This is a genomic window from Delftia sp. Cs1-4, from assembly GCF_000214395.1.
In the GTDB taxonomy this organism is placed as follows: Bacteria; Pseudomonadota; Gammaproteobacteria; order Burkholderiales; family Burkholderiaceae_C; genus Comamonas; species Comamonas acidovorans.
The window spans coordinates 5,860,671-5,881,388 of sequence record NC_015563.1 but is presented as its reverse complement, the minus strand read 5'-3'; the positions used below and the strand labels follow the sequence as shown (position 1 = coordinate 5,881,388).

At 64.4% G+C, this 20,718-nt stretch carries 22 protein-coding genes; 20 read left to right on the top strand and 2 right to left on the bottom strand.

The window, feature by feature from the left end:
- Nucleotides 1-69 precede the first annotated feature (69 nt).
- The 4 genes from DELCS14_RS25820 to DELCS14_RS25805 all read left to right on the top strand — a co-directional run bounded on the left by DELCS14_RS25820 (nt 70) and on the right by DELCS14_RS25805 (nt 3,022).
- Nucleotides 70-639 (top strand): HAD-IIIA family hydrolase, encoded by a 570-nt coding sequence (locus DELCS14_RS25820; RefSeq protein WP_013804243.1) that lies wholly within the window; start codon nt 70-72, stop codon nt 637-639.
- A gap of 150 nt (nt 640-789) precedes the next feature.
- The gene (locus DELCS14_RS25815) at nt 790-1,530 is read left to right on the top strand and encodes a lysophospholipid acyltransferase family protein (RefSeq protein ID WP_013804242.1); all 741 of its coding nucleotides are present in this window, start codon (nt 790-792) and stop codon (nt 1,528-1,530) included.
- 16 nt (nt 1,531-1,546) lie between these two features.
- Nucleotides 1,547-2,491, top strand: a complete 945-nt coding sequence (locus DELCS14_RS25810) for a SprT family zinc-dependent metalloprotease (RefSeq protein WP_013804241.1) — start codon at nt 1,547-1,549, stop codon at nt 2,489-2,491.
- A 90-nt stretch (nt 2,492-2,581) separates the two neighbouring features.
- Nucleotides 2,582-3,022 carry a rhodanese-like domain-containing protein gene (locus DELCS14_RS25805; RefSeq protein WP_013804240.1) on the top strand — a complete coding sequence of 147 codons (441 nt, stop codon included), beginning with the start codon at nt 2,582-2,584 and terminating at the stop codon, nt 3,020-3,022.
- 22 nt (nt 3,023-3,044) lie between these two features.
- Here DELCS14_RS25805 and DELCS14_RS25800 read toward each other — a convergent pair whose 3' ends face one another.
- Entirely contained in the window at nt 3,045-3,980 is a 936-nt protein-coding gene (locus DELCS14_RS25800) for a LysR family transcriptional regulator (protein WP_013804239.1), read from the bottom strand.
- Nucleotides 3,981-4,085: 105 nt separating this feature from the next.
- Between DELCS14_RS25800 and DELCS14_RS25795 the strand changes: the two genes are divergently transcribed.
- Together DELCS14_RS25795 and DELCS14_RS25790 are read left to right on the top strand one after the other, a co-directional pair.
- Nucleotides 4,086-5,060: a tripartite tricarboxylate transporter substrate binding protein gene (locus DELCS14_RS25795; protein ID WP_013804238.1), complete on the top strand. Its 975-nt coding sequence runs from the start codon at nt 4,086-4,088 to the stop codon at nt 5,058-5,060.
- 1 nt (nt 5,061) lies between these two features.
- Nucleotides 5,062-5,820: an Asp/Glu racemase gene (locus tag DELCS14_RS25790; RefSeq protein ID WP_013804237.1), complete on the top strand. Its 759-nt coding sequence runs from the start codon at nt 5,062-5,064 to the stop codon at nt 5,818-5,820.
- Nucleotides 5,821-5,879: 59 nt separating this feature from the next.
- On the opposite strand, the gene lysM is transcribed toward DELCS14_RS25790, so the two are convergent.
- Entirely contained in the window at nt 5,880-6,350 is a 471-nt protein-coding gene (gene lysM, locus DELCS14_RS25785; RefSeq protein WP_013804236.1) for a peptidoglycan-binding protein LysM, read from the bottom strand.
- 185 nt (nt 6,351-6,535) lie between these two features.
- Between lysM and DELCS14_RS25780 the strand changes: the two genes are divergently transcribed.
- The 14 genes from DELCS14_RS25780 to DELCS14_RS25720 all read left to right on the top strand — a co-directional run bounded on the left by DELCS14_RS25780 (nt 6,536) and on the right by DELCS14_RS25720 (nt 20,711).
- Nucleotides 6,536-7,348, top strand: coding sequence for a type III pantothenate kinase (locus DELCS14_RS25780; protein ID WP_013804235.1), 813 nt, complete (start codon nt 6,536-6,538; stop codon nt 7,346-7,348).
- Between the two features lie 171 nt (nt 7,349-7,519).
- Entirely contained in the window at nt 7,520-9,226 is a 1,707-nt protein-coding gene (gene gspE / locus DELCS14_RS25775; protein ID WP_013804234.1) for a type II secretion system ATPase GspE, read from the top strand.
- Nucleotides 9,219-10,436, top strand: coding sequence for a type II secretion system F family protein (locus DELCS14_RS25770; RefSeq protein WP_013804233.1), 1,218 nt, complete (start codon nt 9,219-9,221; stop codon nt 10,434-10,436). The genes gspE and DELCS14_RS25770 overlap by 8 nt, the downstream gene beginning before the upstream one ends.
- 32 nt (nt 10,437-10,468) lie before the next feature.
- Nucleotides 10,469-10,909 carry a type II secretion system major pseudopilin GspG gene (gene gspG, locus DELCS14_RS25765; RefSeq protein ID WP_013804232.1) on the top strand — a complete coding sequence of 147 codons (441 nt, stop codon included), beginning with the start codon at nt 10,469-10,471 and terminating at the stop codon, nt 10,907-10,909.
- A gap of 58 nt (nt 10,910-10,967) precedes the next feature.
- Nucleotides 10,968-11,414: a GspH/FimT family pseudopilin gene (locus DELCS14_RS25760; protein WP_013804231.1), complete on the top strand. Its 447-nt coding sequence runs from the start codon at nt 10,968-10,970 to the stop codon at nt 11,412-11,414.
- The gene (locus DELCS14_RS25755; RefSeq protein WP_012203233.1) at nt 11,414-11,818 is read left to right on the top strand and encodes a type II secretion system protein; all 405 of its coding nucleotides are present in this window, start codon (nt 11,414-11,416) and stop codon (nt 11,816-11,818) included. The genes DELCS14_RS25760 and DELCS14_RS25755 overlap by 1 nt, the downstream gene beginning before the upstream one ends.
- A complete protein-coding gene (locus DELCS14_RS25750) occupies nt 11,815-12,495 on the top strand; it encodes a prepilin-type N-terminal cleavage/methylation domain-containing protein (protein WP_013804230.1) in 681 nt (226 codons plus the stop codon). Before DELCS14_RS25755 ends, DELCS14_RS25750 begins: the two co-directional genes overlap by 4 nt.
- A 35-nt stretch (nt 12,496-12,530) precedes the next feature.
- On the top strand, nt 12,531-13,277 hold the full coding sequence (locus tag DELCS14_RS25745) for a general secretion pathway protein GspK (protein ID WP_228676822.1): 747 nt from the start codon (nt 12,531-12,533) through the stop codon (nt 13,275-13,277).
- A 64-nt stretch (nt 13,278-13,341) separates the two neighbouring features.
- The gene (locus DELCS14_RS25740; RefSeq protein ID WP_013804228.1) at nt 13,342-14,475 is read left to right on the top strand and encodes a PilN domain-containing protein; all 1,134 of its coding nucleotides are present in this window, start codon (nt 13,342-13,344) and stop codon (nt 14,473-14,475) included.
- A complete protein-coding gene (gene gspM, locus DELCS14_RS25735; RefSeq protein WP_013804227.1) occupies nt 14,472-15,050 on the top strand; it encodes a type II secretion system protein GspM in 579 nt (192 codons plus the stop codon). The genes DELCS14_RS25740 and gspM overlap by 4 nt, the downstream gene beginning before the upstream one ends.
- Nucleotides 15,047-15,730, top strand: coding sequence for a hypothetical protein (locus DELCS14_RS30910; RefSeq protein ID WP_013804226.1), 684 nt, complete (start codon nt 15,047-15,049; stop codon nt 15,728-15,730). Before gspM ends, DELCS14_RS30910 begins: the two co-directional genes overlap by 4 nt.
- Nucleotides 15,731-15,768: 38 nt before the next feature.
- The gene (gspD, locus tag DELCS14_RS25730; protein ID WP_013804225.1) at nt 15,769-18,234 is read left to right on the top strand and encodes a type II secretion system secretin GspD; all 2,466 of its coding nucleotides are present in this window, start codon (nt 15,769-15,771) and stop codon (nt 18,232-18,234) included.
- A 73-nt stretch (nt 18,235-18,307) separates the two neighbouring features.
- A complete protein-coding gene (locus DELCS14_RS25725; protein ID WP_013804224.1) occupies nt 18,308-18,730 on the top strand; it encodes a hypothetical protein in 423 nt (140 codons plus the stop codon).
- A 205-nt stretch (nt 18,731-18,935) separates the two neighbouring features.
- Complete coding sequence (locus DELCS14_RS25720) at nt 18,936-20,711, top strand: hypothetical protein (protein ID WP_013804223.1); 1,776 nt, start codon at nt 18,936-18,938, stop codon at nt 20,709-20,711.
- Nucleotides 20,712-20,718: the final 7 nt, after the last annotated feature.

Genomic DNA, 20,718 nt, shown 5'->3' with positions numbered 1-20,718 from the left:
CGGCCCTTCCTCGGTGTCCCTCGTCTTGGGACGCGCGCAATTGAGTTCTGACATTCTTGGGACCCGACCATGAAAATTGCGATCCTGGACCGTGACGGAACCCTCAACCAGATCGGTGAGGAGGGCTTCATCGGCTCAGCCGAAGCCTGGAAGGCCCAGCGCGGGGCGCTGGAAGCCGTGGCGCGCCTGAACCGGGCCGGCTGGCATGTGGTGGTCGCCACCAACCAGCCGGGCCTGGGCCGGGGCCTGTTCGACGTGACCGAGCTCAATGCCGTGCACGCGCGCATGCACCGCGAAATGGCGGCGGCAGGCGCGCGCGTCGATGCGGTTTTCTACTGCCCCCATGCGCCGGACGAGGAATGCCATTGCCGCAAGCCCGGCACGGCGCTGTTCGAGCAGATTGCCGAGCGCTTCGGCGTCGAGGGACATCAGCTGTGGGTGGTCGGCTCCTGCGTGGCCCACCTGCAGGCCGGCGCCGCCATGGGCGCGCGCCTGCACCTGGTCTGCACGGGCGCCAGCGCCGGAGTGTCTCTGGACGGGGCGCTGCCGCCTGGACTGCCGCCCGGCACCCAGCGCCATGCCAGCCTGGCCGCGCTGGCCGATGCGCTGGTTCCGGCAGATGCCGCACCCGCTCCCTGAACGCCTGAACGCCCGAATGGCGCTTTGCCCATGCGCCGCCGGCCTGCCGTCCTGCGCACAATGCTATCTTTGTGAATTCCGATTCCTGAGGGCGCAAGGCCCGGGCCTGCCGCCCGGCCGCTGCGCCGCTTTCTGCACCACACTGCCGCCATGTCCCTGATCCGCTCCACCCTCCACATGCTCTGGATGGGCATCACCGTGATCCCCTACACCCTGGCCGTGCTGCTCACGCGCTGGCTGGGCGGTGGGCCGCGCCGCGTCTATGCCGTGGCGCGCGCCTGGCTCAAGCTGTCGGTGGACAGCGCCCGCGTCATCATGGGCGTGCGCCACCGCGTGCAGGGCATGGAGAACCTGCCCACCGACCCCAAGCAGGGCGTGGTGCTGCTGGTCAAGCACCAGTCCACCTACGAGACCTTCCTCATGCCGGCGATCATGCCGCGCCCGTTGGCCTATGTGTTCAAGAAGGAGCTGCTCATGGTGCCCTTCTTCGGCTGGTCCATCGGCAGCATGGACATGATCCACATCGACCGCAAGCACGGCTCGCGCGCCTTCCACAAGGTGGTCGAGCAGGGCAAGCGCCTGTTGGGCCAGGGCACCTGGGTGATCATGTTTCCCGAAGGCACACGCATCCCGCGCGGCCAAAGGGGCGAGTACAAGACCGGCGCCACGCGCCTGGCCATCATGACCGGCGTGCCCGTCGTGCCCGTGGCCGTCACCTCGGCCAAGTGCTGGCCGCGCAAGGCCTTCATCAAGACGCCGGGCGTGGTCGATGTCTCCATCGGCAAGCCCATTCCTTCCGTGGGCCGCAAGCACGAGGAGCTGATGGTGGAAGTCGAAAACTGGATCGAGGCCGAAATGCAGCGCCTCGACCCCGAGGCCTACCGCGCCTGAGGCGCCGGAGACCGGCATGGCGGACCCGGCACAGCGCAGTTGGGATTGGCTGCTGCCACCTGCCGTGCAAACGCAGGACGGCGGGCTGAAGCCGCGCCGTGACGGGGCTGCTGCCCCCGCCCAGCCTTCGTCCGCGCCTCTTCCTCCTTCTCCTCCTTCTCCTACATCTCTCCCATCTCCATCCACCATCCCCGAGCCCAGTCCCCGCATCCACCCGGAGGCCAACCAGCAGGCGGTCCTCCAGGGGCAGGTGCTGCATTACCGGCTGCAGCGCTCGCGCCGGCGCACCATAGGCTTCACCATCGGCGCGCAGGGGCTGGTGGTCAGCGCACCTGCCTGGGTCAACATGGCTGCCATCGCGCAGGCGCTGGAGGCGAAATCGGGCTGGATACTGCGCAAGCTGCATGAGGCCGGCCAGCGCCAGCAAGCCCAGCAGGCGGCACGCATCCGCTGGGAGCACGGCGCAGAGATCGGCTATCTGGGCCGCCCCTTGCAGCTGTGCCTGACCGGCGGCGAAACCCAGCCGCTGCGCACGCGCCAGGTACACCGTGAACAGGCGGCCGACGGCAGCCAGTCCCTGCACCTGCCGCTGGCGCCCGGGGCATCGGCCGCCGAGGTGCGCGCCTGCGTGCAGGCCTGGATGCTGCGCGAGGCGCGCTCCTGGTTCACGGCCAGCCTGCAGCGCCACGCGCCGCTCCTGGGCGTGCAGTGGACCAGCCTGAGACTGACCAGCGCAAGCACGCGCTGGGGCAGTGCCAACACGGCCGGCGCCATCCGGCTGAACTGGCGGCTCATGCAGCACGCGCCCGAGGTCATCGACTACGTGGTCGTGCACGAGCTGTCCCACCTGCGGTACATGGACCACAGTCCGCGCTTCTGGGCCACGGTGGCCAGCGTGATGCCGGGCTGGGAGGCGCAGCGCCAGGTGCTGCGTGACAAGCTGCTGCCTCCCTGGGAATAGGCGATCCGGGCACCGGCGAGCCGGCGCCAGTCGGGCTGGACGGTTATTCTTGCCGGGCACACAACCGCGTCCTATCAAGAAAGCCAACCCATGTCCGCAAGCGCTCCCGTTCCCGCAGCCATTCCGCTGACCGTCCAGCCCGCACCGGGCTATGCAGGCGACATTCCTGCCGAACTCGCCTGGCAATGGCTGCAATCCGGCGAAGCCGTGCTCGTCGATGTGCGCACCGATGCCGAGCGCGACTGGGTGGGCCGCGTACCGGGTGCCGTGGCCGTGGCCTGGAAGCAGTGGCCGTCCATGGCGATGAACCCCGATTTCGACAGCCAGCTGCGCGCCGCCGTGCCTGAAGGCCGCAAGGTTGTCCTGCTGTGCCGCAGCGGCGTGCGCTCGGTGGCCGCTGCCCAGCGCGCGGCGCAACTGGGCATCGAGGCCTACAACATCCTCGAAGGCTTCGAGGGCGATGTGGACGCCAACGGCCAGCGTGGCCATGTCGGCGGCTGGCGCCTGCGCGGCCTGCCCTGGCGCCAGTAAGCCGGCGCCGATCTGGCGTCGTTCAGCGCTGCGGCTCCGCGAATCCCAACGCCACCGCCCGGGCGGCCACCATGTCCACCAGGGCCTGGGCCGGTCCCGACAGCGTGGCCTGCGAGCGCATGGCCAGCAGCAGCCGGCGCCGGGTGTTGAGCGCCCCCAGCGGGCGCAGCCGCAGTGCCCGCGCGGCCAGGTGCGGCGCGGTGGCCGCGCGCGGCAGGATGGCCAGGCCCAGGCCCACCGAGACCATGTGGCACATGGCGTCGAAGCTGCGCACCTGGATGCGGATCCGCACGGGCCGGTTGATGGATTCGGCCTCGGCCGCAATGCGCCGCATCAGCGAGGTGGAGCGGGCCAGGCTCACGAAGTCGTGGTCCAGCACGGTGGCCAGGGGCACGGGGGAGTCGTCGTCCGTGTCCAGCGCATGGCCGCGCGGCATGACCAGCACCAGCTCGTCCACATCGCAGACCTGGGTGCTCAGCCCTTCCAGGGGCGTGTTCTCCCCGATGATGGCCAGCTCGGCCACGCCGCTGAGCACGGCGCGCACGGACTCCTCGCTGAGCGCGTCTTCCAGGTCCACCGAGACGCCTGGGTGGGCGGCCATGAAGTCGGCCAGCAGCCGGGGCAGAAAGCCTGCAAATGCGGAGTTGTTGGCCCACAGGCGCAACTGGCCCGTGGCGCCGCTGCGAAAGTCGTCCATGGCCAGGGCCAGATGTTCCAGCCGGGCCACCACGTCCACGGCATGGTGGTACATGCTCTGACCGGCAGGCGTGGGCGTGACGCCGCGCTTGCTGCGCACCAGCAGGGTCACGCCGCAGTGCTGCTCCAGCTCGGCCACGCGCTTGCTGGCGGCTGCCAACGACAGCCCCAGCGTGCGCGAGCCCGCCGTCAGGCTGCCGGCATCGACCACGGCCACATACAGGCGCAGCGTCAGCAGATCGAATCGGTGCAGGTTGATCATTCCCATCCTCCACCGCAGGCGAAGGATGGATCAACGAGATACGGCTGTTCGGCCGCGTGCAGGCCCGCAAGAATGCGCCGGTACAAAGAGAACATGGAGACAAGCATGAATCGACGCATTGTGCTGCAGGCCGCCGGCCTGGCAGCGGCCGCCCTGCTGGGCGCAGGAACCGTCCAGGCCCAGGCCTTTCCAACCAAGTCCATCACCCTCGTGGTCCCCAACCCGCCCGGCGGCGTGGTAGACACGGCGGCACGCCTGGCGTCCGACCCGCTGTCGCGCCTGCTGGGGCAGTCGGTAGTGGTGGACAACCGGGGCGGCGCCAGCGGCAACATCGCCTACCAGATGGTGGCCCGGTCGCCCAAGGACGGCTACACGCTGCTGGCCTCGTATTCGGCCTACCACGTGGGCAATCCGGCACTGTTCCCCAAGCTGCCCTGGGCGCAGTCCGAGTTGGCGCCCGTGGGGCTGATCGTGGCCGCCACCAATGTAATCGCCGTTCATCCTTCCGTTCCGGCGAACAATCTGCAGGAGTTCATCGCCTATCTGCGCAAGAACCCGGGCAAGGTCAATTACGCGTCGCAGGGCAATGGCTCGCTATCCCATGTGGGCACGGCCGTGTTCGCCCAGGTGACCCAGACCCAGATCACGCATGTGCCCTACAAGGGGTCCGGCCCTGCCATCCAGGACGTGCTGGGTGGCCAGGTGCAGATGTTCATCACCACGCCGCCTTCGGTGCTGGGCCATGTGCAGACGGGCAAGCTCAGGGCCCTGGCCGTGACCAGCAAGACGCGCCATCCCATGCTGCCCGATGTGCCCACCACGGCCGAAGCGGGCCTGCCGGGCTTCGAGCTGGAAGCCTGGGTCGGCCTGTTCGCACCTGCGGGCACGCCGCCCGAGGCCATCGCCAGGCTGTCGGACGCGCTCAAGACCTCCCTGGAGTCGCCCGACGTGCAAAAGCGCGCGGCCCTGCAGGGCGTGGAGCCGCGATTCCTTGGCCCGCAAGCGCTGGGCGCCCTGGTCCAGCGGGAGACGGACCACTGGGGCAAGGTGATCAAGGCCAACCACATCACGATGGATTGACATGACAGCCAAAACCCATTTCCGCATCGGGCAGATCGTGCCCAGCTCCAACACCACGATGGAGACCGAGATCCCCGCCATCCTGCGCGCCCGCGAGGCGCTGGCGCCCGAGCGTTTCACCTTCCACTCCAGCCGCATGCGCATGAAGCATGTGACCAAGGAGGAACTGGCCGCCATGGACGGCGACAGCGACCGCTGCGCGCTGGAACTGTCGGATGCGCGTGTCGATGTGCTCGGCTATGCCTGCCTGGTGGCCATCATGAGCATGGGGCGCGGCTACCACCGTGTCTCGGAAGCGCGCCTGCACCAGCGCACCGTGGACAACGGCGGCCCCGCGCCAGTTGTCACCAGCGCCGGCGCCCTGGTCGATGGCCTGCACGCCATCGGCGCGAAGAAGGTGGCGCTGCTGGCGCCCTACATGAAGCCGCTGACGCAGTTGGTCATCGACTACATAGAGAACGAGGGCATCGAAGTGGTGGACAGCATCTCGCTGGAGATTGCCGACAATCTGCAGGTGGGTGCCCAGGATGCGCGCGCACCCATCGAGATCACGCGGCGCCTGAACACGGCCAACGCCGACGCGGTCATCGCCTCTGCCTGCGTGCAGATGCCCTCGCTGGCCTCGGTGCAGCCCATCGAGGACCACGTGGGCCTGCCGGTACTGTCTTCCTCGGTGGCCACGACGTTCATGATGCTCAAGCGCCTGGGCTTGCCGACAGCCGTTCCGGGATTCGGTGCGCTGTTGAGCGGTAAATACTGACTACTGACTGAGCCCACGAAAAAACCGCCCGAAGGCGGTTTTTTCACGGAGGCAAGAGATCACAGCGCCGGGATGCGCAGCTTCTGGCCGGGGTAGATCTTGTCGGGGTGGCTCAGCATGGGCTTGTTGGCCTCGAAGATCACGGGGTACTTGTTGGCATCGCCATAGAATTTCTTGGCAATGGCCGACAGCGTGTCGCCGCGCACCACGTCGTGGTACTGGGCTTCGGGCTCGGGGTTGGTCACCGTCATCTGGTTGTCCACCGACTGCACGCTGGAGACGTTGCCGCAGCACAGCGTCACCTTTTCCTTGACCGCCTGGGTGGGGGCCGTGCCCAGCACCGTGACCTTGCCCTGCGAGCCATCGAACTGCACCTTCACGTCGCTGACGCCCAGGTTCTGCGTGCCGATATAGGTCTCGATGGCCTTGGCGGCCTTGGCATTCAGGTCTTGCGCAGGCTCGGCTGCCTGTGCGGCGCTGCCGCCGAACAGCTTTTCGCCGGCTTCCTTGATGAAACTGAAAAGTCCCATGGGTGACTCCTGTTGGTGGGTGGAAAAACGGAAAGGCCAATGTAACGCCTAACAGTGGCAGCGCGCGCTGCCGGGCAGGAGCGCTCCCGGATTTTTGACATTTGCGCCATTCTTGCGTTCACGTCCTCACTCAGTTGTCGTCCATGGCTGACGCTATCCTCCGGAAAACTCCGATAATCGCGCCCATGACTTTTTTGGCCATAGACATCGGCAACACCCGCTTGAAATGGGCGATGTACGACGCGCATCGGCCTGGCGCCGCTTTGCTGGCGCACGGCGCGGAGTTCCTGGAGCACATCGAGCACCTGGCCGAAGGGCCGTGGAGCGACCTGCCCACGCCTACGCGCATGCTGGGCTGCGTGGTGGCCGGCGACACGGCGCGCCGGCGCGTGCACGACCAGATCGACATGATGCTGGGATGGGATTTCGAGCCGCAGTGGGCCGTGCCCGGCGCGGCCGAGGCCGGAGTCACCAATGGCTACGACTTCCCCTCGCGCCTGGGGGCGGACCGCTGGGTGGCCATGATCGGCGCGCGCCAGCACATCCTGCAGCGCGGGCCAGAGCGGCCCCTGATCGTGGTCATGATCGGCACCGCCGTCACCGTGGATGCGCTGGACCAGCACGGCCACTTCATGGGCGGCCTGATCCTGCCGGGGCACGGCATCATGCTGCGCGCCCTGGAAAGCGGCACGGCCGGCCTGCACGTGCCCACGGGTGCAGTCACGCCATTCCCCACCAACACCAGCGACGCGCTGACCAGTGGCGGCACCTACGCCATCGCCGGGGCCGTGGAGCGCATCTACCAGCATCTGTACATGCACTGCAGCATGGAGCCCGCCTGCGTCATGGCCGGCGGTGCAGGCTGGAAGATGGTGCCCAGCATGACGCGGCCCTTCGAGCTGGTGGACAACCTCATCTTCGAAGGCCTGCTGGTCATGGCGCAGCGCCGCTGGGGCGATGCCAGCGGCCTGCCTGCCGACGCGGTCAAAGCGGCCTGAAGCCACTTCGATCGTGCGGCGCAGCATCGCGCCGTTATATCCGTTGCGTAACAGTTGATGACAGCGCTGGTGCCGGGTGCAGGGGCGGCCGTGGACCCCGCATCCGGAGCCTTTCGCGGGGGATGCGGCGACAGTGGATAATCCGCGGCAATGTCTTCCACCAATCACGTCATGGAACCGATTGCCGGTGTCGAAGCCCCGATCAAGGGGCGGCTGGGCGAACGCCTGCTTTCCGCCGGCAAGCTGAACGAGCGCGATCTGCAAAACGCCCTGCAGGCGCAGCAGGAGCTGGGCGGCTACCTGGGCCAGGTGCTGGTCCAGCTGGGCGTGGTGGCGGAAGCCGACGTGGCCCAGGCGCTGTCCGAGCAACTGCACATGCGCTGGCTGCGCGCGGAAGAGTTTCCCGACCTGCTGCCCGATGTGCCGGGCCTGCTGGCCAGCTTTCTGGATGCGCAGTGCGTCTGCCCCATTTCGCTGCAGGACGGCGTGCTCGAAGTGGCCATGTCCGTGCCGCAGGACCCCTTCATTACCAAGGCGCTGCGCCTGGCCACCGGGTTGCAGATCAAGCCCGTGCTGGCGCTGGAAGCCGATATCCGCAAGGCCCTGTCCGAAGCCGGCCAGGAACCCGAAGGCGAAGAAGGCCAGGACTGGGAGTCGGACGCCACGGGCGGCGACTTCGTCGAGCATCTGAAGGACCTGGCCAGCGAGGCGCCGGTCATCCGCCTGGTCACGGGCATCATTTCCCGCGCCATCGAGCTGCACGCCTCCGACATCCACCTGGAGCCCTTCGAGGCCGGCCTGCAGGTGCGCTATCGCATGGACGGCGTGATCCATGCGGCCGAACTCGTGCCGCCCCGGCTGAGCGCGGCCGTGGGCTCGCGCGTCAAGCTGCTGGCCCATCTGGACATTGCCGAGCGGCGCCTGCCGCAGGACGGTCGCATCAAGACCCGCGCCAAGGGCCGCGAATTGGACCTGCGTGTCTCCACCGCACCCACGGTGCATGGCGAGAGCATCGTCATGCGGGTGCTGGACCGCGCCAACGTGCGCCTGCGCCTGGAAAGCATGGGCTTCGAGGTCGATACGCTGGAGCGCTTCAACACCTTGCTGGCCAAGCCGCACGGCATCGTGCTGGTCACGGGGCCCACGGGCTCGGGCAAGACCACCACGCTGTACGCGGCCCTGTCCAAGATCGACGCGGTTTCCAACAAGATCATCACCGTCGAGGACCCGGTCGAGTACCAGCTCGATGGCATCAACCAGATCCAGGTCCATCCGCAGATCGACCTCACCTTTGCCAACGCCCTGCGCTCCATCCTGCGCCAGGACCCGGACATCATCATGATCGGAGAAATGCGTGACGGAGAAACCGCGCAGATCGCCGTGCAGTCCGCACTGACAGGTCACTTGGTGCTGTCCACGCTGCACACCAACACGGCCGCAGGCGCCGTCACCCGCATGCGCGACATGGGGGTGGAGAGCTACCTGATCACGTCCTCGGTCAACGGCGTGCTGGCCCAGCGCCTGGTGCGCACGCTGTGCTCGCACTGCAAGCAGCCTGACACGCTGCCGACCGCCGCCGTCGAGGGCAGCGGCCTCAAGCGTTTTTTGCGCGAGGGCTCGCCCATCTACCGCGCCGTCGGCTGCGAGCATTGCCGGGGCACGGGCTACAAGGGCCGTACCGGCATCCATGAACTCATGGTCATCGACGAGCCGCTGCGCCGCGCCATCATCGAAGGCCAGGACGCCAACGCCCTGCATGCCATGGCGGCCAAGAGCGGCATGCTGAGCCTCTACGACGACGGCCTGCGCAAGGTGGCCTCGGGCGCCACCACGCTGGACGAAGTGCTGCGCGTGACCCAGGACCAGAGCGATGCCTGATTACAGCTGGGAGGCCGTGGACAGCCGCGGTCAGATGGTCAAGGGCACTTTTTCCGCTGCGGCCGTGGCCGAGGTGGTGGTGCACCTGCGCAAGAGCCGCCTGTCGCCCATCAAGGTCGAGGAAGCCGCAAGCCTGGGCAACGTGCCGCTGGCGGCGCGTGCGCTCAAGAAGGGCCGCATCAAGGCCGACGACATCCAGGGCATGACCACCGAGCTGGCCATCATGATGCGGGCCGGCCTGTCGCTGGACAACGCGCTCAAGGTCCTGGTCGAGATGAGCCACAAAGTGCAGATGCAGGCCATGCTCCAGTCCGTGCTCGACAGCGTCAAGGCCGGCATGCCGCTGAGCCAGGCACTGGGCAAGCACCACGACCTGTTCGGCGACTTCTATATCAACATGGTGCGATCGGGCGAGGCCAGCGGCCAGATGTCGGGCGTGCTCAACCGGCTGGTGGAACACATGGCGCGCCAGCGTGCCCTGCGCGACAGCGTGGTCTCGGCCACCATCTATCCGGCCATCCTGCTGGGCGTGGCCGTGCTGTCCCTGGTGGCCATGCTGGGCTTCGTGGTCCCGCAGTTCGAGCAGCTCTTCAACGACATGGGCGACGCGCTGCCCCTTCCCACGCAGTTCGTGATGGGGCTGGGCCATGCGTTTCGCAGCTACGGCTGGGCGGTGTTCATCGTGCTGGGCGCGCTGGGCTGGGTCTTAGCCCGCTGGGCCAAGAGTCCCAAGGGCCGCCAGACCTGGCAATCGTGGCTGCTGGGCCTGCCAGGCCTGGGTGGCGTGGTGCGCAAGTACCAGCTGACCCTGTTCAGCCGCTCGCTGGGCACGCTGCTGGGCAACGGCGTCACGCTGCTGACCGCACTGCGCATTGCCAGCGACACGGTCTCCAACGTTGCCATCCGCGAGCGCCTGGAAAAAATGGGTCCCATGGTCAAGGAAGGTCATCGCATGGCCCATGCCGCCCAGAAAACCGGAGAATTCGAGCCCCTGGCCCTGAATCTGGTGCGGGTCGGCGAGGAAACCGGCCGCCTGGGCGACATGATGCTGGAGCTGTCCAACATATTGAACCGCGAGGTCGAAAACGCGATCAAACGCCTCCTGACCATGCTGGAGCCGGCGCTGATCCTGGTCCTCGGTATCCTTATCGCCTCCATCATCGTGTCGATCCTGCTCGGAATCCTGTCCGTCAACGATCTGGCCGTCTGATGAATCTGAATTGACTGAAAGGTATGTAGAAGATGATGCGCATGCAAAAGCAACTGTCCTCCCGCGCCCGCAAGCGTGGCTTCACGCTGATCGAACTGCTGGTCGTGCTGGCCATCCTGACCCTGCTGGCCGGCCTGGTCGGCCCCAAGGTGCTGAACCAGTTGGGTGGAGCAAAGACCAAGACGGCCGGCGTGCAGATCGCCGACATCGAAAAGGCGCTGGAGCTGTACAAGCTCGACGTGGGCCGCTATCCCACCTCGCAGCAGGGCCTGGACGCGCTGGTCAAGCAGCCTGCCGGCGTTGCCGGCTGGGCGGGCCCCTACCTCAAGGGCGGCGTGCCGAATGATCCCTGGAACAACGCCTACCGCTACACGTATCCTGCTGCCAATGGCGACCTCGAGATCCTCTCGCTGGGTGCTGACGGTGCCCCGGGCGGCGAAGGTGAAGCAGCCGACGTGCGCAACACCAAGTAAGGTGCTCTTGAACACTGCTGTAGCCACCGTTGCCGCACCGTTTTGCCAAGGATGAGTCTTGAAGCACGCCCAGGGTTTCACGCTGATCGAGCTGCTGGTGGTGTTCGCCATTCTTGGCGCCATCATCGGCATCGTGCCGCCTGCCATGGGCAAGCTGCGCGATGCCGTGGACTATCGGCAGACGGTGCAGGACGTGACGGCCCTGCTGCGCAAGGCGCGCCAGCAGGCCACGCTGCAGGGCATGCCTGTGGCATTCGCGGTCAATACGAATAGCCGCCAGTACGGCATCGCCGGCCAAGCCACGGCCAAGCTGCCCGACAGCCTGACGGTGCAACTGACCACGGCAGCCGGCATGGCGCTGGCTGATGGCAGCCAGACCATCGTCTTTCTGCCCGAAGGCGGCGCCACGGGGGGCAGCATTTCGCTCGCCCGCGCGCAAAGCGGCGGTGGCGTGCGTCTGCGTGTGGACTGGCTGTCCGGCCAAGTCACCAAAGAGGCCCTGTAATGCGTCGGCGCGCCGCTTCCCGCCCCAGGGTGCGGGGCATGACCTTGCTGGAGCTGTTGGTGGCGCTGTCCATCATGGCTATCTCGCTGGCGCTCATTTATCGGGCCGTTGGTGGTTCCGCGCGCGGTGTTTCCAAACTGGAGCAGAACCAGGGCGTGGCCCTGCTGGCCGATTCGCTGATGGACGCCTTTCCCATGGTCGATCCTGGTGGCACCCAGGCCTCAGGGCAGGATGGTGTCTACGCTTGGCAGGTGGCTTCCGCGCCTTTCTCCGTGGGCGGCCTGCCCGAAACCGCGGTTCCCCTGCATGCCTTGCGCATCACGATCTCCGTTGAAAACCGCAGTTGGGTCTTCGAGACCCTGCGCCCGCAGCGCCCTTTGCAGCAAGGCGAGGTGACGCGATGACTGGGCGCGCTCCATCTTCGGGCAGGCAAAAGGGCTTCACGCTGGTGGAACTGCTGGTGGTCATGGCCCTTCTGTCCCTGCTCATGCTCGGGCTGGCCTCGGCCATGTCCACGGTCTCGCAGACACAGGAGCGTGTGGATGCTCGGCTGGACCGCATGGACCATCAACGGGTGTCCATTGCATTCCTGCGCTCGGTTCTGGGTCAGGTCTCTGCCGTACGGCGACAGACGGCTCTGCGCAAGCAAGGCGAGAGCGAACTGTTTTTCGAAGGCGGCCCGCAAGGCATGCGCTGGCTGGGCATCATGCCCGCCCGCTTCGGCATGGGCGGTCGTACCCACTTCCAGCTTTCCGTCGAAGGCGATGCCCTGGTGCTGCGGTTCGCACCCTGGCAAGGGGCCGATGTAATGCCCGACTGGGGGCAGAGCCAGTCCTACGTGATCGATCGCGGTGTCACGGGTTTTGCCTTGCGTTACCAGAACGCCAAGCTGGGCGTGGCACATTGGCAGCCGCAATGGGGACCCGAAAAGGACAACGAAAAGGAACTGCCGTCTGCCGTGCAAATCGAGTTGCAGTCGGCGTCGGGGGTATGGCCGATGATGGTGGTTGCCGTGCGTACGCCGGCAAGTTCCAGCCAGACGCGTGGCGGTGCCAGCCTCGGCGGCGGTGGAGTGTTTTGATGGAGCAGCCTCGGACGAAGTCAACGCAGAGTGGCATGGCATTGATCCTGGTTCTTTGGATCGTTGCTGCCTTGGCTATTTTTGCCTCCAGCTTGGGTGGCGTTGTCCGCCAGGAGGCTGCGGTGGGTGGCGTGACGCGCCAGATGATTGAAGGCCGGGCTGTGGGTGAAGCGGCCATCTATCAGGTCTTGCAGCGCATGGCGGTGAAGCCTACCGAATTCAGGGAGTTCAGTTCCGTCTCAATCCCGCTAGGAGGCAAAATTGTCGAGGTGGATATCGTTCCGTGGACCGGTCTGATCAACATCAACGGTGCGCCACCTGCCCTGCTTTCTGGCCTTCTGGTGCAGGCCGCAGGTATGGGTAGGGGAGCGGCGGACGAGTTGGCCCAAGCGATTGTGCAAGCTCGATCTGGCCCAGGAGGGCAAACCCTTCAAAGATCGCCTTGGGAGGCTCCGGAGGATCTACTTCAGGTGCCTGGAATGACTTACGCCATTTTTTCGGGCCTGCGTGACTTCGTCGTAGCCGATGCGGGTGGAAGGTCGGGCTTGAATCCTGCTGCTGCACCTGATGTTTTGCGCAACTGGCTTGAAAGCGCGGATGCTGCGGCACCCTTCCGCCAGAGCGTCTCCGGTCCGCGCTATTCGCTGGTGGCGCGGGTTCCATTCGAAGGCTCGGGTGTTGCCCAGATCACCATGCAAGTGTTTGTGCAGGGTGGTATGGGAGGGGGGCGATTGCCCTGGGCCGTTTTATCCGCTTCCCAAGCCTGGCGGGGGCGCATGTAGCGTCGGCCGGTACAAGAAAGGAAGCTCCTACCGTGACACAACAATTTAAACAAGGAACGGCTTCATGGCTTTGATGACTTCCGATGCCAAACTTTTCGGCGTCGATCTGAGCTCATTGGGCAGGCAGTTGCATGATGCGTGGCAGCAATTGCTGGATCTGCCATTGCTGCGCCGAGGCATGCCTGCGACTCGCATGCAGGTCGTGGGTGCGGAGACCGATGCTTGGGTCAGAGGCAGTCGCTTGTCGTGGCACATGTCCGCTCGGGCTGATGGCCATAAATCGCCTGCCGCCTATTCTGCAATTCTTGTGGGATCCGATCAGGTACTTGCTCGCACGCTGCTGCTACCGTCAATGCCTTCCAAAGCACTTCACGGTGCCGTTGAGCTTGATGTCTACACCATGTCGCCTTTTTCGCAGGAGCAGACACTGTGGGCTTATGCGGCAAGAGGCGCAGAGGCAGGTACTGGCCAGAAGGTCGATGTCGTCATCACTTCGCGTGATCTGGTCGAGCAGGCGATAGCGGTCCATGGCTTCCAGGGGGCCGACAATGCCGGACCAGAGGTATGGCTACAGGCCCCCGCCGGACCCATAATGCTGCCCGGCTTCGGCGAGCAGCGTCGGCTCAAGCGCGAAGCCCGCCAGCGTGTTTGGCTTCTTTTGGGAGGCGTGGCAGTTGTGGGCTTGGTTGCAGCACTGGCAATTACGCCCACTGCGCAATTGCGCCTACGCGCCATTGATGCCGCAAGCCAGCTCACAAAGCTGGCCAAAGGCACCAGCGAAGTGGCGGCGCGACGGCAGACCATGATGGCAGAGGCCGAAAGTGTTGCCGAACTCCTCAAGCTCCAGCAGCAGCAACTCGATCATCTGCGGCTGTTGGCCATGCTGACGCAATTGCTGCCGGATGACACGGCAGTACAGCGCATACAGTTCAAAGGAACGAAACTCATCGTGAATGGCTTGAGTGACAACGCATCGGCGGTGGTGAGTACGTTAGCTAAAGAGCCCGGATTTCGGGAAGTGCGGTTGCCCAGCGCTGTGACACGTGTGTCGCGCACGAGCAAGGAAAGCTTTGTCTTGGAGGCCATGATTGATCCAGCAATCCTGGGCCTGCATGCCGTGGCTCCTAAAGAGCCTGAGCAGGCTCCAGAAGCTCAGGCGCCATCGGCAACGAAGGACTCAGCAAAGGAGGGCGCATGACCCGTAAGACCACCAGGCTGGCCTGGCGGCAGATGATGTTGCTGGCTGCACCTGTTCTGTTGCTGATGATTATGTTGGTGCTGCTGGCGTTCTGGGTGCATGCCCATCATCGCAATGGCGAGGAACAGCTTGCTGCGCTGGAGCCTCGCTATGCGCGCTTGCTGGGAATGCAGATGCAGGAGCAAGAGATACAGCAGACACTGGAGCGCATTGCCGAGGTCAAAGCTTTGCATGTGTACCCCGGTGAGGGCGGAGACGCAATGCAGACGGGCAATGGCGTACAGCAGCGTTTGCGTACCGCATTGGATCGTGCGGGCCTGTCGGTTGTCAGCAGCCAGGTGCGCTTGAATCCTGAAGAAGGCACTTATGAGCGCATTGACATCATCATGACGTCCGAAGGAGAGTGGTCGGCCGTTCAACTGGCTCTTCTTTCCCTACGCGACCTCAGTCCAACGGTCTGGCTCCAGGATCTGGAGGTCGGCCTGCTTGGGAATCTCCAGACGAGTGATGTCAAGACTGCACCTCGGGTCAGTGTGCAACTCACTTTCAGCATTCTTCGGAGCAAGACGTCGTGAAGCAGCAAATCAATTGGCTCGGGTGGGGCGTTGCAACCACCCTGGTGCTGCTGAGTAGTGTCTTGGCCTGGGTCTGGTTCACACCGCAAGGTCAGATCAAGAATGCACACTGGCAGCCCCCGGCGCCTATCAAAGCGGACATCACTGCATTGTTGCCTGTCGATCCCCCTGCCAAGGCCTCTGGCGGGGAGAGGGAGGAAGACCGTTGGATGCTGCAGATGCAGGAGCGGCCGCTGTTTGCGCTCAGCCGCCGCCCTCCGCCGCCGCCCCCGCCACCCAAAAAGCCTGAGGTGGATGAAACAGAGCAGGACCAATGGTCTCAGGCCAAAGTCCTTGGCCTCTTCGACGGAAGTGTTTCTGGTGTCATCGTGCAGTACGCAGGCAAGGAGCAGCGCCTGCTGATGAATCAGTCGCTTGGCGGCTGGAAATTGCTGCGCGTGCTTGACAGGGGTATTGAGTTGGAGCGGGGCGATAGAACTCGCCAGCTGCCGCTCACCAAGGCTGCAATGGACAAGGCACCGCCTTCCGCCGCAGCTCCGCGCGTGCCGGGTCCTGCTCCCTCGAATGCTATTGAAGAGGCGCGTAAGGCTCAGGAGGCGCAAAGGCTTCAATCAGGCCAAGCAGCTGCTCCATCCCCTCCCCGCAGACGAGCCTCCCTGGGCGGCGGGACTGTCGAGTAAGCATTCGACGACTTTGGAAGAATTCACCTAGAAAACCTATGCAACTGTCTAATCGACCTATCCGAACCGCATTGGCACTTGCCGTGTGCCAGTTGCTGCTGGCCTGCGCGCAGCCTGCCAAGAACAATTTCGTCAGCCATTTCCGCACCGATACGAACCAGGGCGACTATGTCTTCCTGCCCGAGGACGACGGAAGCGACGCTAAGAGCAAGAAGTCCGACGATGAGGCTGGTCGCACCAAGCCTCGCATCCTTGACGGTACCGGCAAGCTGCTGGGGGAGGCCAAGACCTTTCCTGCTGTCGAAGGCAAGCCCGTCAAGCTCAATTTCGAGGATGCGCCTTTGGCGCAGGTGGTGCGTACCGTGCTGGGCGATATCCTATCGCTTGACTACGTGCTGCACCCCCCGATCACGGGCAATATCACGCTGAGTACGCGCAGCACCATTCCCGCGGACCAGGCCCTCAACCTGCTCGAGACGGCGCTGCAGGCCAATGGCTTGGCCATGGTGCGCGATGCGCGCGGCACTTACCATGTAGGCCGTGTCGATGCGCTCAAGAGCATCGGTGCCACCGTGCGCCAGGCGGTGGTCGACAAGCCGCTGGCTCCGGGCTACGGCACCATCATCGTGCCCCTGCAGTACATCGGTGCCAATGAAATGGCCGCCATTCTCCGGCCCATGGTTCCCGGCGATGCCATCTTGCGCGTGGACAACATCCGTAATCTGTTGGTCATGGCCGGATCGCGCGCCCAGGCAGAGGGCTGGCTCGACATGGTTCGGACCTTCGATGTGAATTTGCTGGAAGGTATGTCCGTCGGTGTATTTCCATTGAAATACGTTTCCATCCAGGAGGTCAGTTCGGCATTGCAACTGATGAACGGCGGGGCCGGGGCAGCAGGCGCTGCTGCGCCTGCTGCAGGTGCCGCCGGTGGGGTGCGGCCAGGCGCGGTCGGTGCTGGTGCCGTTGCGGGGGGCGCAGGTGCGGCGGCGGGCGCCACGGCGCTGACGGAAGGCAATCCCTTGTTCGGCGCTCTGCGTATCATGCCGATCGAGCGCCTCAACAGCATTCTGGTGATCACACCGCGCGCAGCCTACCTGGACGAGGCGCGCCGCTGGATCGCCAAGCTGGATCAGCCAGGCTCTGGCGGGTCACAGCCGCAGTTGAACATCTACCATGTGCAGAACGGCAATGCCCGCCATCTGGCGGGTGTGCTGTCCGGCATCTTTGGAGGGTCCACGGGCGGGACCACGGCCAACAGCGGTGTGGCGCCCGGGCTGGGCACGTCGACGGGCGCCAGTGCGTTCGGCAACAGCAGCGGCTTTGGCAATAGTGGCTTCGGCAACAGTGGCTTCGGCAATAGCGGTGTTGGAAGCAGTGGCTTTGGCAGCAGTGGTTTCGGGAGCGGCGGCTTTGGAAGCAGCAACTCCGGCCAGCGTTTGGGCAGCACAACCGGCTTTGGCCAGTCGGGCGTGACGGGGCAGGCAGGAGGCCAGGGTGCCGTCGTGGCCAATCTGGGCAGTATCCGCGTCATGGCCGATGAACTCAACAACTCCGTACTGGTCTGGGGTACGCCGGCCGAATTCGAGCGCATCGAGGCTTCGCTCAAGAAGCTGGACCTGCCGCCCACCCAGGTGCTGATCGAGGCCAGCATCGTGGAAGTGACGCTCAATGACACCTTGCGCTATGGCCTGCAATGGGCCTTCAGCGGCGATGTGGGCAACAAAGGCTACAGCGGCACTGGTGGTTTGCTTGGCGCGGGCGGGGACAGCGCGCCGCCGGGGGCGTCTGGCCTGAACGCAGCCGGACAGCTGACCGCTGAAGGCATTACGCTGGGGCAAGGCTTCAACTACACGCTCAAGAATTCGTTGGGCAATATCAAGGCCATGCTTACCGCCTTGGCGGGCAAGACCCAGGTCAAAGTCGTGGCGAGCCCCACACTGACGGTGCTTGATAATCACACAGCTGCGATCGCAGTGGGGACGCAGCAGCCCTACCAAGCGGGGACCACGGTGGTTGGAACCTCAGGAACGCCCATCAATAACTTTGCATACAAGGACACGGGTGTGAACCTCCAGGTCACCCCATCGGTAAATGCGGGCAATCTGGTCACCATGACCGTCAATCAATCGGTGACGGATGTGGGTGCGCAAGATGATGTGACCAAGCAACGGTCTTTCTTGCAGCGCCAGATATCGAGCCGTGTTGCCGTGCGCTCCGGCGAGTCCATCGTCATGGGTGGCTTGATCCAGGAAAACTCCAGTGAAGGCCGCTCGGGCATTCCCTATCTTTACGACCTTCCGGTCGTCGGCAACCTGTTTGGTACTACCAACAACTCGGGCGCACGCACTGAGTTGATCGTCATCATCACGCCGCGCGTGGTACGCACTGACATCGATGTGCGCGAAGTCAGCGAGGATCTGCGCGAGCGCATGCGAGCGCTTGCGCCGCTGCTCAAATCCCCGGCCTCCGTGGAGGTCGGCCCCATGACCGCCGAGCCGCGCTGACGCAATGGCAGGCATCCGGAACATTTGGAGGCTGTCTGCCTCCAATCCCCTTTTTTGGAGAGAAAGAAAACGCATGAAGAACTCGACATTCAAGCTGTCCCGCCTGCTGCAGTGGGGCACAGGCCTGGCCTGCGCCGCGGTGCTGGCGGGCTGTGCCACGGTATCGGATGAAGGCAAGTCGCCCGAGGACCAGGTGACCAACCGCTCCAACGCCTTCCTGAAGGCGCGCCAGACCGGAGAGGTGGAGAAGGCCTATGCGCTGACCACGCCCTCCTACCGTGCGATCAAGACCAAGGAGCGTTTCGTGCTGGAAAACGGCTCCGTCACCCCTCTCAAGGGTGGGGAACTGCTGTCGGTCAAGTGCGAGGAAGTGCGCTGCGTGGTACGCCGCAATTTCCAGGCTTCCTCTGCCGCCATGGGGGAGGTACTGGTGCCGATCAGCATCACTGAGGCCTGGGTGAACCAGGACGGGCAGTGGTGGCTGTACATGGAGTAAGTTCCTCTACACCTGTGTGCAAATGTCTGGGATAATTCGCCGTCCCTGTACCGCAGTTGGCCAGGCAAGTGTTGTTTTTTTCGCAAAAGCTCGCTTGGGCGCCCTGAAAAAGCCATATAGGGGCGTAACTGGCTGTGCTACGATTCCCCGGCGATCAATCGTGGTGGTTGCAACTACCTTATCTTTTTTACTGGAGATAGTTCTTATGAAGAAAAATGTTCTGGCCCTGAGCATTGCTGCCATGGTTGGTGGCCTGGGCTTCGCCAGCGTGGCGTCTGCTGGTGTGTTTATCGGCTCTGCTGCAGCTGACAACACGCTGAAGACCATCGGCAAGTCCAATGCTGAGTCCTTCCGTCTGGCTGAAGGCGGCACGGGTCACAACCTGGTCGTGCCTTACTTCAACGCGCAAAACGGCAACATGACCGTTCTGCACCTGGTGAACACCGACACCGTCAAGGGCAAGGCTGTCAAGGTCCGTTTCCGTGGCGCTGCCAACTCTGACGACCTGCTGGACTTCCAAGTCTTCCTGTCGCCCCAAGACGTCTGGACCGCTGCCGTGACGCAAGGCGCCGATGGCCGCCTGCAACTGCAATCGTCGGACAACACCTGCACGGTGCCCGCTCTGCGTTCGCGCGCTGTGGCCGCTGGCGAAGACTTTGATTCCATCCCCGCTAAGGAAGCTGGCAAGCTGGGCTTCTTCAACTCTTCCACCGGCCGCCTGAACCCCAAGCTGTCGGCTGAGCAGAAGGCCAACGGCACACGTGAAGGCTATGTTGAAATCTTCAACATGGCTGACATCACGGAAGAAGCGTGGTACGGCGCAACCTTCGGTACGGCAGGCACTGCGCGCTCGCCTCTGTACCAGACCATCAAGCACAACTCGTCTGGCGTTGCAGCTTGCAACACAGCCGTGCTGGAAGCTGTTGCTCTGGATACCAACTTCAAGACTGAGCCCGAAATTGCTGCCGCCGGTCTGAACGCTCCTACAGGCCAGCTGATGGCTGACTGGTACATCCAGAACGTTGCTCAAAGCACCACGTACTCTGGCGCTGCCACTACGCTGACTGCTGTTACCGGTGCTGGCGTGGCTGGTGTTGGCAACTTCGTGCTGTTCCCGCAAAGCCCCACTCCCGCTGTCACGGATGAAGACGTGAACAGCGTGACTGCTGACCCGCTGCTGCGTACTGCTACGGCTGCTAACCTCATCGGCACCTCCAAGGATGCCGCTGGTGCTGCTACCGGTCTGGGTACCGTTGCTACGCCCGTGATCCGTGCTGGTTACTACGACCTGCCCGACATGTCGACCCCTTACCTGTCGAACCTGGCTGCTGACGAAACGGGTCCCGAAGGTCAAGCCCAGGCTCTGACACGTGCACTGGCAGTTGACAGCGTGATCAACCAGTACGCCAACGACGCTTCTGTCACTGGTAAGACTGACTGGGTGTTCTCCATGCCCACCCGTCGTTACAGCGTGGCTCTGGACTACAAGGGTGCTGACACGACCAACCCTGCTGTTGCAGTGTTCACGCGTAACATCACCGGTGCAGCTGCTGGTGCTGAGGCCTTCTTCCACAGCGGTAATTCCACTGTGACGGCTCCCCGCGCCGATGCCCGCATCTGCGTGAACGCCATTGGCCAAGCCTTCTTCGGCCGTGAAGAAGAAAGCCGTCGCAACGGCGCGGTCCTGTCGCCCGGTGAAGTCGAGCAAGCTCGCTTCTGCGGCGAAACCAGCGTGCTGAGCTTCCGTGACGCAGGTGCTTCCGTTCTGGGCGCAAGCGTTGCTCGCCAAGATACCGGCACTTCGGCCTTCACACGTGGCTGGGCAAGCGTTGCCGTGTACAGCAATGCTACTGCTACCGCGAACGGCGCTGGCCTGCCCATCACTGGTCACGCTTTCCTGAAGCTGACCAACCCCAGCGTGAGCGCTGGCCAGTCCGCCACCTACGGCATCACCTGGCCCCACCGCTACACCCGTCGTTAATTTGTTT